The sequence below is a fragment of the Leeuwenhoekiella sp. MAR_2009_132 genome, from assembly GCF_000687915.1.
In the GTDB taxonomy this organism is placed as follows: Bacteria; Bacteroidota; Bacteroidia; order Flavobacteriales; family Flavobacteriaceae; genus Leeuwenhoekiella.
In genome coordinates this window covers 2202958-2220674 of record NZ_JHZY01000004.1, presented here as the reverse complement: position 1 = coordinate 2220674, position 17717 = coordinate 2202958, and the positions used below count along the sequence as shown (strand labels likewise).

Annotated in this window: 15 protein-coding genes; 2 read left to right on the top strand and 13 right to left on the bottom strand. The window is 36.2% G+C overall.

All coding sequences use genetic code 11. The features are described from left to right. Positions 1 to 10: 10 nt before the first annotated feature. Positions 11 to 676: a YceI family protein gene (locus P164_RS18085; protein WP_316930216.1), complete on the top strand. Its 666-nt coding sequence runs from the start codon at positions 11 to 13 to the stop codon at positions 674 to 676. Between the two features lie 45 nt (positions 677 to 721). Here P164_RS18085 and P164_RS18080 read toward each other — a convergent pair whose 3' ends face one another. Further along, positions 722 to 1627 carry a TIGR01777 family oxidoreductase gene (locus tag P164_RS18080; protein ID WP_028377724.1) on the bottom strand — a complete coding sequence of 302 codons (906 nt, stop codon included), beginning with the start codon at positions 1625 to 1627 and terminating at the stop codon, positions 722 to 724. A 122-nt stretch (positions 1628 to 1749) separates the two neighbouring features. Here P164_RS18080 and lnt point away from each other — a divergent pair, with 122 nt between their 5' ends. Next, positions 1750 to 3354 (top strand): apolipoprotein N-acyltransferase, encoded by a 1605-nt coding sequence (gene lnt, locus P164_RS18075; RefSeq protein WP_028377723.1) that lies wholly within the window; start codon positions 1750 to 1752, stop codon positions 3352 to 3354. Positions 3355 to 3356: 2 nt separating this feature from the next. Here lnt and P164_RS18070 read toward each other — a convergent pair whose 3' ends face one another. The 12 genes from P164_RS18070 to neuB form a co-directional block, all read right to left on the bottom strand. After that, positions 3357 to 4745 carry an exopolysaccharide biosynthesis polyprenyl glycosylphosphotransferase gene (locus P164_RS18070; protein WP_028377722.1) on the bottom strand — a complete coding sequence of 463 codons (1389 nt, stop codon included), beginning with the start codon at positions 4743 to 4745 and terminating at the stop codon, positions 3357 to 3359. A 36-nt stretch (positions 4746 to 4781) separates the two neighbouring features. Further along, positions 4782 to 5792, bottom strand: a complete 1011-nt coding sequence (locus P164_RS18065; protein ID WP_028377721.1) for a glycosyltransferase family 4 protein — start codon at positions 5790 to 5792, stop codon at positions 4782 to 4784. After that, complete coding sequence (locus P164_RS18060; protein WP_028377720.1) at positions 5749 to 7119, bottom strand: O-antigen ligase family protein; 1371 nt, start codon at positions 7117 to 7119, stop codon at positions 5749 to 5751. Before P164_RS18060 ends, P164_RS18065 begins: the two co-directional genes overlap by 44 nt. Continuing rightward, positions 7100 to 8173, bottom strand: a complete 1074-nt coding sequence (locus tag P164_RS18055) for a glycosyltransferase (protein ID WP_028377719.1) — start codon at positions 8171 to 8173, stop codon at positions 7100 to 7102. Before P164_RS18055 ends, P164_RS18060 begins: the two co-directional genes overlap by 20 nt. Before the next feature lie 2 nt (positions 8174 to 8175). Next, on the bottom strand, positions 8176 to 9288 hold the full coding sequence (locus tag P164_RS18050) for a glycosyltransferase family 4 protein (protein ID WP_028377718.1): 1113 nt from the start codon (positions 9286 to 9288) through the stop codon (positions 8176 to 8178). Next, entirely contained in the window at positions 9288 to 10277 is a 990-nt protein-coding gene (locus tag P164_RS18045) for a glycosyltransferase family 2 protein (protein ID WP_028377717.1), read from the bottom strand. Before P164_RS18045 ends, P164_RS18050 begins: the two co-directional genes overlap by 1 nt. After that, the gene (locus tag P164_RS18040) at positions 10274 to 11821 is read right to left on the bottom strand and encodes a glycosyltransferase family 2 protein (RefSeq protein WP_028377716.1); all 1548 of its coding nucleotides are present in this window, start codon (positions 11819 to 11821) and stop codon (positions 10274 to 10276) included. Before P164_RS18040 ends, P164_RS18045 begins: the two co-directional genes overlap by 4 nt. Next, complete coding sequence (locus P164_RS18035; protein WP_028377715.1) at positions 11818 to 12957, bottom strand: glycosyltransferase family 4 protein; 1140 nt, start codon at positions 12955 to 12957, stop codon at positions 11818 to 11820. The genes P164_RS18040 and P164_RS18035 overlap by 4 nt, the downstream gene beginning before the upstream one ends. Next, a complete protein-coding gene (locus tag P164_RS18030) occupies positions 12957 to 14045 on the bottom strand; it encodes a glycosyltransferase family 4 protein (RefSeq protein ID WP_028377714.1) in 1089 nt (362 codons plus the stop codon). Before P164_RS18030 ends, P164_RS18035 begins: the two co-directional genes overlap by 1 nt. Next, a complete protein-coding gene (locus P164_RS18025; RefSeq protein WP_028377713.1) occupies positions 14042 to 15445 on the bottom strand; it encodes a hypothetical protein in 1404 nt (467 codons plus the stop codon). The genes P164_RS18030 and P164_RS18025 overlap by 4 nt, the downstream gene beginning before the upstream one ends. A gap of 91 nt (positions 15446 to 15536) precedes the next feature. Further along, complete coding sequence (neuC, locus tag P164_RS18020; protein WP_028377712.1) at positions 15537 to 16658, bottom strand: UDP-N-acetylglucosamine 2-epimerase; 1122 nt, start codon at positions 16656 to 16658, stop codon at positions 15537 to 15539. Continuing rightward, a complete protein-coding gene (gene neuB, locus P164_RS18015; RefSeq protein ID WP_028377711.1) occupies positions 16655 to 17698 on the bottom strand; it encodes an N-acetylneuraminate synthase in 1044 nt (347 codons plus the stop codon). Before neuB ends, neuC begins: the two co-directional genes overlap by 4 nt. Positions 17699 to 17717 lie beyond the last annotated feature (19 nt).

Here is a 17717-nt window from a genome sequence, read left to right as displayed (position 1 = left end):
CACAATGAAGATGAAATTTTACACGCTTTTTACTATGGCTGTGCTTGTTACAGCTTTCATTTCTTGCAAAAATGAAGCAAAGAATGAAACTGATGCTGCTGAAGCAGAAACTGTTGCTGAAGCTTCTCAGGAAGCATCAAAATTTATGTTAGATAAAGATGCCTCAACTATTAAATGGGAAGGTAAAAAACCTACAGGAACACATACAGGAACTGTTGCTGCAGAATCTGGTGTAGTACGTTTAGAAGGAGATGAGATTAGCGGAAGTTTTCTAATCAATATGACTTCTATAGTTGTTACAGATTTAGAAGGTGATCAAAAAGCAAATCTTGAAGACCACTTAAAAGGGACCGTTGAAGGTAAAGAAGGTGACTTTTTTAACGTAAAAAAATATCCTACTGCTGCTTTTGAAATAACTGGTGTTACTGAAAAAGACGGTAAAAAAATTATGTCTGGAAACTTAACGATTAAAGAATCTAAAAAGAATATTGAATTTCCTGTTATGTATGAAGTAGCTGGCAATACTATGACGTTGAAGTCTGAGCCTTTTACAATAGATCGTACGGAGTGGGGTGTGAACTATGGTTCAAAGTCTGTATTTGACAATTTAGGTGATAAATTTATCAATGACGATATTCAATTAGAATTTACAATTGTTGCTAACCAACAAATGTAATTCTCTTTAAGTACAAATTGAAAACCCGGCAAATGCCGGGTTTTTTTATGCCAATAAATCTTGTAATGCAACATCTAGTTCTTTGAACCTAAAATCAAAACCCTGCTGCTCAATCTTTTTTGAGCTCACTTTCTGACTTTCTAAAACTATCGCAGCCATTTCTCCTAAAATTATCTTGAGCATAAAAGCGGGTACATTAGGCAAAAACAAAGGTTTTTTGAGGATAGAAGCTGCCTCTTTAGTCATTGCCTCATTTGTAACAGGAAATGGAGCTACTGCATTATAAACACCCTCTAATTGATTTAACACCACAAAAGTAAATACTGCTGCAAGGTCCTCAATATGTATCCAGGATTGCCACTGCTTACCGTCACCTAATGGCGCTCCTACGTACATTTTAATTGGCTGAAGTAATTTTTCTAATGCTCCACCATCTTTAGCAAGCACTACTCCTATACGTACCTTTGATACTTTAATTTCTAATTCTTTAAACTTATCTGCTGCAGCTTCCCAGACTTCAACAACTTCCCCTAAGAAGCTGGGGTTATAAGTCTCAAAACTTTCTGAGTAATTAATTGTTTTTGAAGAAGGATATGCACCTATTGCACTCGCCGATACAAAATGTTCTACGTTATTTTCAGTTTCGTTTAAGGTGTCAAAAAGTAGCTGCGCCGTATTTATTCTACTTTCTATAATTTTAGTTTTGTATTCATCTGTCCATCGTTCTGCAATACTTGCTCCGGCAAGATGAACAATACACGTAACTCCTTCAAAACATTTTGTATCAATCTCAAATTTGTTAGGATTCCATAAGAAGCCTTTATAATTTTTGTGATCTTCTATTTTGTTAGCACTCGTTGTCAAATAGTGAATAGATTCTCCCTGGCTCTGTAATTTTTTTGTTAGTGCCTGGCCCACAAGTCCTGTTGCTCCCGTTATTAAAATACTCATTTTAAATTTTTAGGTAATTTAATGAGATTGCAGACCGTTCTAATTACTTTTAAAACACCTTTAACACGATTGATTTTAAAAAGAACGAAATCTTAACTTGCAGAACTATTTTTAATCACATTATGAAAAATATTTTATTAGCGCTCACCTCAGGATTGATTTTAGCAATTGCCTGGCCCACCTACGGTTTTCCAGTATTGCTTTTCTTTGGTTTTGTACCGCTATTATGGGCTACGCATATCTATATCATTTACAATATTAAGCGACCCAACTTAAAAATTTTCAGTATTGCGTACCTCTGCTTTTTCACATTTAATATTATAACAACCTGGTGGCTTTACAACTCTACGGGGTTTGGGATGTGGTTTGCTGTTTTGGCAAATTCCTTATTAATGACCTTTGTTTGGCTTTTATATGCGCGTATTTCAAAACGATTTACCGTAAACCTCAGCCTAATTTTTTTAATAGCTACCTGGATGCTATTTGAGTTTTTACACCTCAACTGGGATTTTTCCTGGCCGTGGTTAAATTTGGGTAATGCTTTTGCCACAAGTACGGGTTGGATTCAATGGTATGAATACACAGGAACATTTGGAGGTACATTATGGGTTTTAATTACAAATGCGCTCCTTTACAAAGCGCTTTTACAGTATTCTGAAATTAAAAACAGAAAGTTTTTATATGGCAGACTGGTACTGGCTTTTGCAATTATCATAGTGCCAATTACTCTGAGTCAGTTTATTTACAATTCTTATACTGAAACAAAAAATCCTGTAGAAGTGGTTTTACTGCAACCTAATATTGACCCATATACCGAAAAATACAATACAACAAATGAGCGCATAGCCGATTTGCTTTTTAAAGAATCAACAGAGGCTCTTACTCCCGAAACAGCATTTTTAATCGCTCCTGAAACCGTTCTCGCAGAGGGTGCCGGCGTAGACCTTAGGAATTTTGATTACAGTACCGAAAAACAAAGAGCACAAGATTTTTTACAGAATTATCCCAATTTAAATTACTTAGCAGGTATTCAGTTTTACAGATTATATACAAAAGAAAGTGACTTGCTGCCTACGAGCAATTATGTGGGTAACGATCGCTTAGGAAATCCCTTATGGGCAGATTTTTTCAATTCAGCCTTCTTACTCAATAGTTCTGGTAAATCGCAAATTTATCACAAGAGCAAATTGGTTGTTGGGGTTGAAAACTTTCCGTATCAAAGCATTTTAAAGCCGCTACTTGGTGACGTAATGATTGATCTGGGTGGAACAGTTTCTATGAAAACCATACAGGAAAACAGAGTTGCATTTACCGGATTAGATGGCACTAAAGTAGGACCAGTTATTTGTTATGAATCTGTCTATGGAGATTTTGTTACAGATTATGTAAATGCAGGATCTCAATTCTTAGCTATTATCACAAACGATGCCTGGTGGGGAGATACTCAGGGTCACAAGCAACATCTCAATTACGCAAGATTAAGAGCTATTGAAAACCGAAGAAGCATCGCCAGAAGTGCAAACACTGGGATTTCAGCTATTATAAATCAAAAAGGAGAGATTGAAAAAGAGTTAGGATACGGACTGGGAGGATCTTTGAAAGGTATCATCAACAAGAACGATGAAATTACATTTTATACCTCATACGGAGATTATCTGGCTAAAATGGCTTTTATACCAGCAGTGGCTATTTTTATAGTTTCCTTTTTCAGACGTAAACGGGAATAGTATTATTGCCCTCTGTAATAAACTACAGTACTTATTGTTTTAAGAAGAATATTTAAGTCTAAAAACAAATTGCGATGCTTAATGTAAAACAAATCATATTGTAGCTTTTCTAAAGAATCATCTACTGAATTTACATAGCGCCCGCAAACTTGTGCCCATCCTGTTAAACCGGGTTTTACAACGTGCCTGATATCATAGAAAGCAATTTTCTCTGAAAGCTCTTTTACAAAAACCGGTCGTTCTGGTCTTGGGCCTATAAGGCTCATATCGCCTCTCAAAATATTTATACACTGCGGTATTTCATCAATACGTAAATTCCTCAATATCTTACCAAAAGGTGTAATGCGCGAGTCTTCTTTCTGCGCCCATTGGGCACCGTTAGACTCGGCATTTTTAACCATAGTGCGCAATTTAATAATGGTAAATAGTTTTCCATTTAATCCTACACGTTCTTGAGTATATAGAAGTGCTCCTCTATTACCTATAAAGTTTCCAAGTAATACTAATGGCAAAAGAACTAATGAGGCAACAAGTACAACTGCTGCAAAAATGACATTAAAAAATCGGCTTATAGCTAAGTAAAATCTGTTCTTATTACTTCGGCTAAATGGGAAGTATTTATAAAAATCACGTTCAACGTGTTGTACCGGAACCCGGTGTGTAATTTCCTCATATACCTGTGTATATTCTCGTATGGGAAAACCCTGACCTAACAAAATCATTAATTGATTATAAAGATCTACACCTACACCTTTAGACGGACTCGCAACAACTATTTCTGAAACTGAATACCTTACAATAGATTTCAGCAAATCATTAACTTCAATAACCTTTAATCTCCTGTCAAGAGCTTCCTGCTTAATCGCATCTGTATTTACATATCCTATAACCCGATAATTAGGATCTGCGACATGAAGATTATCTGCGATAAGATTTATGTCAAAACTATTACCCACGATAAGAATACGTTTATTAAAACGCGGAGCTGACACAAAACTGATGTAGGCGTACCTCCAGATCAACAGCCCTATGACTATGGCAAAATAGAAGTAAACAATCTGGAGTCTGTTTTCTGGTAAAACCGGAGTAAAAAATGGTGTAAGTATAAAGAACAGAACGGTTACCGATACGGTAAGTACTACATTTTGAAGTGTAGACTGAAACGATGCAGCTTTTTGCAAATCGTACATTTCAAATATAACCGCAAAAATGGAGTAATAGATCGCAAGTACTAATGCCCACTCCCATCGTTCTGAATTGATTTTAAAATAATCAAACTGAAATACTCCGCCAAGGAGTGCTAACATCAGAAAAATAAAAAATAGGTCAAAAATTCGCAGAAGTATTTTACGCTCTGATATTTCAAAATGGATTTTAGGGATCCAGGGCATTTTAGGAGGCATTTAATTTACTCAAATATAGCGCATTTAAAATAGGATTTTATGCCAGAGATTCTTAACATTTTTCCAGTCACAGTTTTCGACCATAAGACGGGCATTAGCACTAATATCTTGAGCTAACAGGTCTTTAAAAATTAAGTCCTTTATTTGTTCTGAAAATTTTGTTACCGTATTTTCTTCAACAAGTAAACCTGTAATGCGATCTGTAATTAAATAAGGAATTCCTCCTACAGCTGTACTTATTACAGGTAGACCTAAAGCCATGGCTTCTAGGATACTAACCGGAAAATTATCAAAATGAGTAGTATTTATAAAAATATCATAGCCTTGAGATAACTCAATCCAACTTGATTTTGATAATTTGCCCGTAAACCTAACAGGAAGATTGTTCTTTTCTGCGTAGTCTTTGCAAATACGCAAACTCCCATCTTTTTCTGGCCCTACCATACAAAGTTCAACATTAGGAAACTCTGCCTGAAACTCTTCAACTAGCTTAACTGCTAATAATGGATTGTAAATCGAAGCAAAAGAGCGAACCCATAAAAGTTTTGGACGTATATGTTCGCGCATTTTAAATGTGTACCTCTCAATTGCTATAGCATTTGGAATGTGTTGTACTGTATAACCTTCTTTCTCAAACGCTTCTTTCAAATACAATGACGGACTCACATTTAAAAATGATTTATTAAATAATCGCTTGCAAGATTCTGGATTTGATTTTAACCGCCCGGGTAAATTACCACCGTGTAAAATAGGAATGTATGGTATGCTTAAAAGGGAACACAATATGCCTGAATAATATGCAAACCAAAAATTTTGAGTACTGTAAGTATCTATGAGCACATAATCTACCCAGGATTTATTTTTAACAATAGCATAAAGCATCTCAAAAAAGCGGAATAGTTTAGACGCTTTTGTACCTGCATACCGCACCAAATAACCTTCTTTTACCAGATTAGGCCCTAAGGTATCTATACCGGTAGGAGTCGCAGCTTTAGTCGCTAATTTGTTTCCTATGTAGAGTATTTTTCTTTTCATCAACAACATTAAGTAACGCAAGGGCATAAAGAAAAGCAGGCGCAGCTATTCGCATAGAAGAATGATTAATTGTGAGAAACCAAAACCCAAAAAACGAATAGAACAAATAATTTTTTCTATTTCCTATTCTGTAAAACAAGGGGGCTATAATAAGTATCATTAAAGCAAATAACCCAAAAATACCGTGTTCTGAAAGTAGTCTACTAAGTTCATTATGCGAGGCTGCTAGAATATCTAGTTTTTCTTCGCGATACTCTCTGGTTTTACCTACCCCTATACCCATTATAGGATTATTCACAAAAAAAGTAAGCTCTGATGTGATTAATTCTTCGCGGCCTGTTGAAATATCTTCTTTTATACGACCTGCAGCATCTTTATTTGCATAACGTAAATCAATAAGCCCCATCGTACGTACAGAAGATATAAACCATGTTGTAGCTATAGCAATACCCAGCACTAGCATATAAAATGACAGTGCATTTTTTTTCTTTTTAGATACTCCTTGAAAATAAAAAAAAATAAAAACGACGCTTATAATCGCTGCTGTAAAAATACCTCCTCGTGAAAATGTAATTATTCCTCGATAGGTTAAAAACATTAAGATCGCGAGATTTATAAAAAAGATCAATTTATTCTTCCCATTCACAAATAATTGAACAGCCAGCGCAAACATTCCTATCCCTAATGCTGTAGCTACTTGATTAGGACCATACCCCCCTGAAAGTGCAAAATTAGAACCTGTACCATTTAAAACTTCTCGTGTATCTGGTGTATAAAAATAAAGATAAGACCCTAAAGAGATTACGGGCATTAAAAGAGCCCAAACCACCTTATGTAATTGTTCTCTACTTACTCTACGATCATAACAATAGAGCGCTGCGATACCTAGACAAAACGGCCCGCTTAGGTTAAACATAATCGCATTTCTAACGTTTGTATCAAAATTTAAAGTAGAAGCTGCGTAAATAACTCCAGGTATTAAAAGCAATAAATAGAGCCAGTAAACTGCAGATTTTCTAGACGTTCCGCTAAAAAAAAGTCCTATTAGAATAAAACAAATAACAGAATATTTACCGGCTTCCCAGGGTATGATACTCCCTCCTGTCATCCTGAAAAATACTTCTCCCGCAGTCATATAGGAAGCTGCAACTAACACCTGATTTTGCTTATTACCGGTCTGAAAAATCCATATTACAAAAAGTACAATGGATCCTAAAAAGTAAATAATCCCTAAAAATCGAAAAAGATATATGGCAAAGCCAATCGCAACGTGTAGTGCAATTAGCTGAATGTATATTTTATTGTAATTAGTTGAGAACTTGCTCATATATGCCTATAACTTCTGCTAACACAGAATTTGAACTGTAAAAACGCTCAATCTTTTTCTGTAATAATATTCCGTAATCAATTTTTGATTGAGGTGTTGATTTATAGTTTAAAACTGCATTTACTAAACTTTCAAAATCATTAGGGGGTACACATATCCCAGCACCATCAAGTACTCGCGCGCAATCTCCTACATTTGTTGTAACCACCGCAAGGCCTGCTTGCCCATATTCTAATAACGATAAGGGTAAGCCTTCAGAATTTGAAGTTAATAGACCAATATCAAAATAAGGTAAAACTGAAGATATTTTAAGATGTGTCCCGTAATAAAAAACCGAATCTTTAAAACCTGAAGTTTCAATACTGCTTAAAATTAAATCTGAATAGGTAATATCTATTTTGCTTCCAAAGAGATGTAGGGTATATTGATCATCTATTTTCAGTAGTTCTTCAAAGCTTTTTAAAAGTAATTGATGATTTTTTTGAGGCCTTAAATTTGCAACACAAACTAATCGTTTACCTTTTGTTCCTTTAGGATTAAAGTTTATATCTAAAGGCAAAGCATCTGCAATAAAATTTTTTATAAAAACGCTCTTCTCTATATTTAAATATTCTTTAGACCAGCGACTTAGGATATCATTCACAGCAATTACCCCATCAAAAAACCGACTTAATGGCTTTAAAAATCGGGTGTCTCTTTCCTTTAAAAATTCACTATTACCATAATGGTCATGCCATACAACCTTAAGATCTGGTGTTATCATCTTCACTAAAACAGCTGTAAAGTACGAACTTCCGTGCGCTTGTATAAGCTGTATATTATATGTCCTTATAAACCTACGTAAACGTAAAAATGCGGCAAGATCTAGTGTACGTTTTTTATTTAAAAACAAATAAGGAATATCAGGTTTAATAATACTTTTTAAATCTCCCTCTGCACGTGTGGCACACAATGCAGAAACTTCAATCTTACCAAGCAACGCATTAGCATAATTTACTGCCATACGCTCAGCGCCTCCTACCTCAAGACTATCTATTAATTGTAGAACCCGCATCGTTATAGAAGCTTTTTGATTTCGGCATTAAAACGGTCTAAAGTATATACTCTAGACCAGTTTGAGGCCTTATTAGCCATTAATTTTAGCTGCTCTTTATTTTTTAGAACAGGAATTAGTTTTGCTATATCTGCTTCTAAATCGGCTTTTAAAAGAATTCCTCGTTCTGTTTTACCTAACATAAATGGCACACAAGAAACAGGTGTTACCAGCGGTATTGTACCCCACCACATCGCCTCAGCTACAACTTTTGGCCAACCTTCACTCTTAGAAGGTAAAATTAAAAAGTGACTTTTTAGATAGGCTTCCTGTACACGTTCCGGTTTTTGATTACCGTGTAAATATAAAGCTCCCTTTAAATTAGTATTATTCAAATTCTCTCGTAGCTGTTCTTTAAGAATACCATCTCCATAAAAATGTAACTCACTGGGAAAGCCATTTAAAATAAGTTCTTCTACAAGATCTATCGCATATTGAGGTCGTTTACCGGCAACTAGACTTCCCACAAATAAAAAGCGCAGCGGCAGGTCATACTTTCTTAGCGGAATAGCGCCTGTATCAGCTTCAGTATAACTTGCAGTAAAAAATGGTTTTATATTTTTGGTTTGATTGGGCCATTCGCCATATACCAAAACCTGCATGTTTTTTGTTATAAACGTATTGCTGAGTATCCATTTCTGAAGCTTATAACTCCAAGGCTGTTTGGCTTTAGGATCCCAATTGCCTGCATATTTTGCTGTTTTTCGCTTCCGCGGAAATAAAATTTGAACTAAAGCCCCCAATAATCCCATATTGCCCGGGCAACGCAAATGAATATGGTCAGCTTGAGCCATCGCCTTATAAATCGCTATTAAAATTCCGGGAAGTTTTATGAATGCGTGTATAAATTGATAAAATGAAGTTAGATTGATCGCCGGCACTTCTTTGAATTCAATTTCGTTTCTTTCGTAAGCAGTATCTAATTCTCCGGGTTTTGCAGAATTTAATGGAGCAACTATACAAATCGCATCTACGTGATTAAACCACAGATTCATTTCCTTTATATAAGGTGTGTATGAATAATAGTTTCCGCCTACCTTATAATGTTCAATTTGTGTAATTACTGCAAATCTCATTAACTACGCGGTTTATTGAAAAATAAACTAAACCAACCGGCAACTCTACCTGAGGCTTCTAAAAAAGCATCTTTTCTTGCAGAAGTTGTAAACACATTACTAAAGCGAATGAGCGTTAATAAAAGTGCCGTAGCATTCCATTTTAATCGTGATTTGAGATCAGGATTGGAATATTTTACACGCCATACATACCAGCCGTTACGCAAAACCATATTACCATATTTATAGGGTTGCGGCCTACCGGCAGGATCGTGATAATGCTGGAGTTTTGCCGATGTACAGATAGCGTTCTTTCCATATTTAAGGGCTCTAAGACTATAATCTGCATCTTCATAAAGACCATAACCATCAAAATACAAGCTGAATTTTTCTGAATCTATAACATTTCTGCGGAAACTCATCGCCATTCCTATAAGTAAATCAACTTCATAAACTTTACCCGTAAGTGGGTAACCATAGGTGCGCCCGTGAGAGAAAGAAGGCATAATACCAGGTAAGTCTGGAGATTGTAACCCTAGTTTATTCCGAAGGTAAAAACGCTGAGATTCTTTACGTTCATAGCCGTCTAAAACATATATTTTATCTGTTGATTTTGCTCTTTTTGACGGTTTCCAAAGATTTTCATTTGTGGCAACACCGCCTATTCCTACAACATCATTACGAATTTGAAAAGTTTTAATAATTTCTTCGAAATATTTTTTGTCTAAAATCACATCGTCATCTAGAAAACAAACTACCTCAGCTTCTTCATTTAACCGCGAAATACCATAATTACGTTGTCTCGTAAGACCACGAACGTCATCTTCTACTTTAAAATACTCTAAACTTTTAAATGTTTTTTCTAAAGAAAGATTTTGCGTTTCTATACCTTCAGATCCATCCACAACAATAATTTGATTAGGATAGACAGATTGATTTATTACTGAATTTAAAAGATTCGTAATGGCATCTGGTCTATGATATGTACAAATGATTAGTGAAAAATTCATTGTTTTTCTGACAGGAGTTTTTCTGCCCAGGATTTACTCAAGCTCCAGCGTTTTTGCATTTGCCGAAGATAAGCAAATGGATTTCTTACTGATTGATTCTTATAAAACTTTAGAAACAACAAGGTTTTGTATCCTAATATTTGAGAATCAATTTTATGTTTTAAAAAGAAAGCAAGTACTGTAGGTACAGGCTTTGGCTGAATCTCCTCATACTCCCAGGGCTTTTTTAGTTGCGTTCTAAAACCTCCTGATGGCGCCTTAAGATGTATTAATTTTAAAAACGGATTGTACAATACATCAACTCCGGAGTTGCGTAATTGCATCCCAAAATCTGCATCTTCACCAAAACCATATTCAAAAGCCGTATCAAAACGTATATCTTTTATTACAGAAGCTTTTACAAAACTACACCCCGAACCAAAAGCTTCCCACTGAATAACAGATTTAACGTGTTCTTGTTCGTCTTTTTGCAAACAACTTACCGTAAAGGCTTCTGGTTTAGTTTGCTCAATAAATTGTAATGCCTCCTCCAGAAAATCTGAAGAAATTCTTAAATCATCATCCGCCAGAAAAACCCATTCTGAAGTAATTTGATCTAATGCCAAATTACGCGCATTACACGCACCTGTTTTATGTGTAAATGTGTGTTTAATTTCAAACGGCCAATTTTCAGTCTGCAGGTAATCTAACTCTGAAAAAGTCCCTGAATCCGGATTTTGTTCTACAAGCAACACTGTTTTGGGAGTGACGCTCTGCGCAGCTAAGTCTCGTAAAGTTTGGTACAATACCGATTTTCTACCTATTGTAGGTATCACAACATCAATAGATAGTCTTATAGTATTTTTAAATGTGCTCCATTCAGTTTTAGGTAAATACTGAATGGAGGAGGTATCAATTTGTTTTTGACCTAAAGCTTTTAATAAATAAAACGGACTTATAGATTTTGTATAAATAAGACGCTGAAATTCATAGAGTAGTAGCCAGGCTTTACTCTTAGTGGCAGCAATAAAGGAATAGGTGAATTTCTGATTTTTAGAAAAACGCAATTCAACATTATTACTTCTAGATTGTATTAATCGTGGTTCACTATAACACAAAAGGCCTTTGGGTATTCCTAATTTTGCTAAGACCGCTAGGAATAAATTGAAATCTGAATATGCAGGGAAATGTGATGTAAAATGTAGTAATGTATTTGATGTGATACACCCCACATCTGCACTCATTAAATACGTAGGATAACAAACCGCTTGATTAACAGTTAAAAAAACCGATTGATCTACAAATCCCAATTCTTCATTCAAAATATAAGGGTGTGCAACCGCAAAACTTAATAGAGTATGAGCATTTTTCTGCGAGCGAATAAAATTAAAATCTACCAGCTCACTTATTTCCTGATGTACCCATATAAGTTTACGACCACTAAATTTTTGCGCTAATTCTATAAGTATTTCAGAAAGTATACGAGCATTTACAGCAATGGTTTTCCACGTGTTACGGTCTGTAACCGATATGGGTTTTTGCCCATTATGTATTAAAACAATCAATCTGCTATTACTTTTTTGTAAAATAATATATTTTGATCTACTACGTGTTCTAAAGCAAATTTAGAATCCACACGCCTTCGCGCAGCATCTCCCAATTTCTCCCGCAAAGCAGAATTACTTAAAAGCTCCAGAATACGATGTGCATACTTTTCATGATTTTTAGGATCTACCGTAAAACCGGTCTGCGCATCAATCATCACCTCCTTGGCCCAGCCAATATCTGAAGTCACCAATGCTTTCTGCATCGCCATCGCTTCAATCCAGGTCATAGGTAAAGCCTCTGCAAAACTAGGCAAAACCACTACCGAAGCTTTTGCTAGTTCTGTTTTTATTTCATCATAAGGCAAAACACCCTTAAAATGGACTCGATTGTGAAATTGGGTTTGTACCGTTTCTAAAAAAAGCTCTTGTGTTGAGCGCTGGGTAAAAATATCCTTCACATCCCCGCCGGCAACAATAAGAATGGCGCGCTCCTCTTTCGCGAAAACACGGTTTACAATCTCAGCCAATTCTAAAACTCCTTTTTTGCGTATAATGCTCCCAAAATAGAGTAGCTGAAAATCAACCTCAGACTCCTTCTCTGGCTTAAAAGCAGCAGTATCTACACCATTAGGAATCACTTTGATATCCCGTTTTAAATTGAAAATTTCAGACGTTAAATCTGCACAAAATTGACTTACAGAAAGAATATAATCTGCTCTTCTCAACGCCGATTTTTCAAACAAACGATTCTTTGTTTTTTGTGGTCTATTTTCCAGGTTACAGAAATAGCCATCGCTTCCGTGCAGGCGTATTATAAGCGGACATTTATATGACATAAATGCTGTAATCCCGGTCCAGTCTGGAGCTTCTAATACATTTATTCTATTTTGCGTGATGAATTTATTTACATAACGCTGTAAAAAATTACGATACAAATACCAGCCACCCAGTTTAAATTTGCGCTTTGCAATGCTGTGTATTGTTATTCCGTGGTGATTAAAAACAACATCCTTTTGCTGATCATAAACAAAAACAGTAACCTGTATTTCTTTAGCGATCAAACCGGCTGCCAAATTTTTGATACTCGTTCCCAAACCCGCTGAACCTTTGAGTTCAGGATGAGGATATTCGGGAGTTAAAAAGGCGACGTGCATTAGTTTAAGAGATTGATGTGTTCTGCAACCATTCGGTCTAAAGCGTATTCTTTTTCTATCAAAACGGAAGTGTCTTTTGTGATCTTCAGATTGCCGTTTACAATATCGGTGAGAATTGAAGAAAGTTTCGTTTTGTCTTTAGGCTGAAAAAGAAAGCCATTAACTCCATCTGTAATAATCTCAGGATTACCTCCTACCGTTGTCGTTATAACAGGCACATTTGCCGAAAGACTTTCTAAAATAGAAAGACTGAAACACTCCATATAGGTAGGTTGTATCAGGTAGTCGTAGTTAGCAAGTATCTGAGGAATTTCAGACGAACTGCCTTTAAATTCCAATAGTTCAGAAACCCCAAGATCCTGGGCCTGCTGTTTTAAACCTTCTTCTAGAGGTCCTTCCCCATAAATACTTATGTGAATACGCGACTTGATTTCAGGTGTCAAATAACTCAACGCATCAATTAAATCCTGAATTCCTTTAGATTCACGTAAATGTGAAACCACTACAAATTTATACGCTGTTTTGGCTTCAGACTTACCTTCCCTTTTTTTAAATACCGAAGTATCAATCCCATTGTAAATGACACCGGTTTTTAGAGAAACGGTTTTGCCCAGGTCTTTGACGATATGCTTAGCTGTATAACTGGAAACGCCTATAAAACGGTCGATTGCCTTACTGTATAAAAATGCTTTTAATTTGTTTTTAAGTTGCTTTTTAAGCGGAAACCCATTTAAAGGTCTGGGATTATGATCTACTGCAATTATCTGTTTTATAGACCCCAGCTTTTTAGCATCCTTATAAAATGGAGTGCTCAACTCAGTAAAATGAGTAATTAAGCCGTCATATTTAGCCTTAGAAGTTGTGAGGTGATCTAAGAAAAATGCTTCAACTGTAAGTTTGTCTTCCGCAGAAAAAACAGTTAAATCTCTATAGAAATCAAAAGTTTCAACATCTGGAAAAAACCAGTCAATCTCATAATTGATCTTCTTTGCAGCGGTGTCAAAAGCAACAAAAAAACGATCCATCCCACCTATACGGTCTGCGCGCAATATATAATTACAAACTACTGCCAGTTTTTTTTTACTCATACAATTGCTTTTAAAGCATTTACACAGGCTTGTGTGGTTTCATTCAAAGGTTGTCCTATTTGCATAGTTATTAGCTCTTTTCGCTCCTTTTTATTGAGTTCAGGATTTTGCAAATAGGTATTTATGGCGCTATAAAGTTCCTCTTTATTAGTAGCGATTTTTACGGCTCCACTTTTAACTACATTATCGTAATGTTCATAGTTTAAAAAGCGCTGATCATTATACAATCCGTTCTCCTGGTTTCCAAAAGCTGTATTAATTACCGGCTTATCAAATAGCATAAAATCGAGACTCATTGTAGATAACATATTTACATTCAGGTCTGAGTACTGCAAAACAGCTTTAAGAACCGTAAGATCTTTTTGAGTTGGAATGCGCTGTGACCAGGGTTCTGGATGACCGTCACGGGTAAGCTCCCACTTGGGGTGATTCCATTTTATTTCAGGATAAAGGGCTTTCGTTTCAGCAAAACGGCGTTCATCTTCAGCCGGGGAAGTACGCACCAATAATTGGGCATCACTAATTTCCCCATTTCGTAAACCTTCAGCAATTGTAGCAATAATCAGAGGATCGTTAGGACCAATGGTGGCGTCTGCACAACTGTAGCAGATTATTTTTTTCTGCGGAAAGAGATTAAATTCTTTGTAAAATTCTTCCTCAGAAAGCTCATATTCTGGTAAAACATAAGGTTCAAATTGCGGAGTACCTACTACAGAAATATGCTGTGTATGTGTAAGCGGGTAAAACCGAAGCAATTCCGTTTTCATCAAGTCGCTCCATACTAGAAAATGATCAAAAGTTGCAGCCATTCTTCCTTTTGAAGCCAGATTATCCCACGAGAATATAAAAGATGCGGTGGGTATATTTAATTTTTTTGCCCAAAAAACTAAGGTTGCAATAAAGGGTGGCCGTTGATGTGTAAAGAATAATAAGTCCGTTTTATAATTTTTTAAAATCTCACCATACTGCTTTACTATAGAATTATTTGCAAAACTGGTTTCTTGCAGCTTTTCAAAAAAAAGAATATTCTTTTCAGAATGAAAAAACCGACTAATCCCATAAACTGCTTTCACCAGAATAGCATGAGGACTCCAGCCCCTACTCTTATTCATCTTGTAATTATCTGCAATCCCGGGATTCTGCCTGTGATTTTGCAAATGAGCAATTTCCTTGAGTTTACGCCAAAACCAATTCTGCTTCGTTTCAACAAAAACAGGTAATTCTACAATTGTAAAAACAGAAGGATCAAGCTGTGGATATGCGGAAATAGGTAGGCCTGAAAAAATCACAATCTTAGAGAAGTCGTTAGCTGCCTTTTCTAAAAAAGTACTGAGTACAAAATTGCGAAAACCAACACCGTCTGTTATAATGATACCTAAGGAATTATTATCAGCTTTCATGAACTTAATTTGGGCAAAACGAAAATAGCCCTTTTTGAGGAGTTTACGAGAATAGAAGTGCGTTGTCTCGTATTGAAACCTTTTTCAGAAATTAAAGATCTCTAAATTGCTTCTGATGATCTATCTCCCAAAGTTTTTGAGAAGAAAGATTTTGTAGAAAAAGAGCAGCAGCATTTTGCAATGATTTACGTTTTTTAGGGCTTGCCTGCATATTTTTAGCTGAATCAATTCCTTCTAAAATAGCGGCAACAGTATTTGCAACGTGAACGATCGTATTTGTATGCAAGTCTCTGTTTTCCTGTCGCCTACCAATATTTACCGTTGGAATTCCTAGGTAGGGTGCCTCGTGTATACCTGCACTACTATTACCTATTAGAAACTTAGCATTTTTTAGAAGCGTGATAAAGTATTCAAATCGTAAGGAAGGAAAAATACGGAATCTGGGGTTGTTCTTCAGTTTTTCATATTCCGCTAAAATCTCGTTAGAACCCAAATCGTTATTTGGATAAATTACAATATAGTTAGTGTCATCCTGAAGTAAAGTAGCTACAAAATGTGCAGCATACGATTTAGTATTTGAAAAATCTGTAGTAACCGGATGATAAAGGACCACCGCATATTCATCAAACGAAATGTCGTAATAGGCCTTTACCGTTTCCAAAGAAGGTAACTGCGAACTGAACAACACATCTAAATCTGCAGAACCTATGGTAAAAATAGACGACTCCAACTCTCCCATTTGCACCAGTCGCTTTGCTGCTGTTTTATTGGATACAAAGTGAATATGACTCAATTTACTTACAGAATGCCGAATCAACTCATCTACCGTACCCGAAAGTTCGCCTCCTTCAATATGCCCAACTAAAATATTATTTAGAGAGCCTACAATAGCTCCTGCAAGTGCTTCTACCCTATCACCGTGTACAACTATTAGATCTGGTTGAAACTCCTTAACATAAGCCGAAAAGCCTTCAATAGTTTTAGCCAATGTAAGATCCATCGTTGTTTCTGAGGTGTGATTTTCAAAGCGGTGAATGTTTGTAAATCCCGCCTTTTCAATCTCAATCACCGTCATCCCGTACTTCCCTAGCAAATGCATCCCTGTTGCAAAAATGCCGTATTCAAATTCAGCAGCTTTCTGAACCGCCTGAATCAGGGATTTAAGTTTACCAAAGTCTGCTCGGGTACCACTTAAGAAGGCTATTTTTTTCATAAAAGCACATCTGATTGCAAAAGCTGCTCATCTACTGCAATATCTCTAGTAGCTATTTTGCCTAGTATAGAATCAAATTTCTCTGCAAGAATCTCACCCGTTCCCGGTCTTTTAACCCAAATATTTTCTTCTGTAAATCGCTCGCCCTTTTGAACAGAAGCAATCGTACAAACTGTGGCAAAAGCAAAGTCTATGGTAACCTGCTCTTCTGCGGCAGGAGCTTTTATACCGCCACGCATCTGCCAGATTTCTGTGCTAGATTTAATTAATGCTGCACATTCAGCCTCATCCATACTGCACACAATATCCGGTCCCTTACGCTGTTTATGATCTGTAAAGTGACGTTCGAGAATAGAGGCTCCAAGCGCTACTGCGCCTAAACACGCATTATTATTTAAGGTATGATCTGACAACCCGAATGGAACTTTAGGAAACGCCTCGTGCAATTGAGTCATCGCTCCAAATCGCACTAAATGAATAGGCGTAGGATATAAGTTGGTTGTATGCAAAAGTGCTAGTGGCGTATTTGCTTCTTTAAAAATCTGCACCGCTTTAGATACACTTTCAATGGTATTCATACCGGTGCTTAAAATTACCGGTTTACCAAAACTTGCTATATGTTTTAATAAGGGATAATTATTACATTCTCCCGATCCTATTTTATAGGCAGGTACATTCATTTTTTGAAGTCGGTTTGCAGCTGCACGAGAGAATGGAGTAGAAATAAAGATCATCCCTTTTTCTTCGACATAATTCTTTAGTTCAGTTTCATCGCTTTCACTTAGAGCGCAACGCCGCATAATTTCATATATGGAAACAGTTGCATTACCCGGAATCACTTTTTTTGCCGCACCGCTCATTTCATCTTCTACAATATGCGTCTGGTGTTTGACCACTTCAGCCCCTGCTCGAGCAGCAGCATCCACCAGTTCTTTAGCAACCTGAAGGGAACCTTCGTGATTAATCCCAATTTCTGCAATCACCAATGGCGGGTAATCTGGTCCTATTTTACGATGTGCTATTTGTATATATGGGTTCAAAGTGTTTGGTGTTTATATA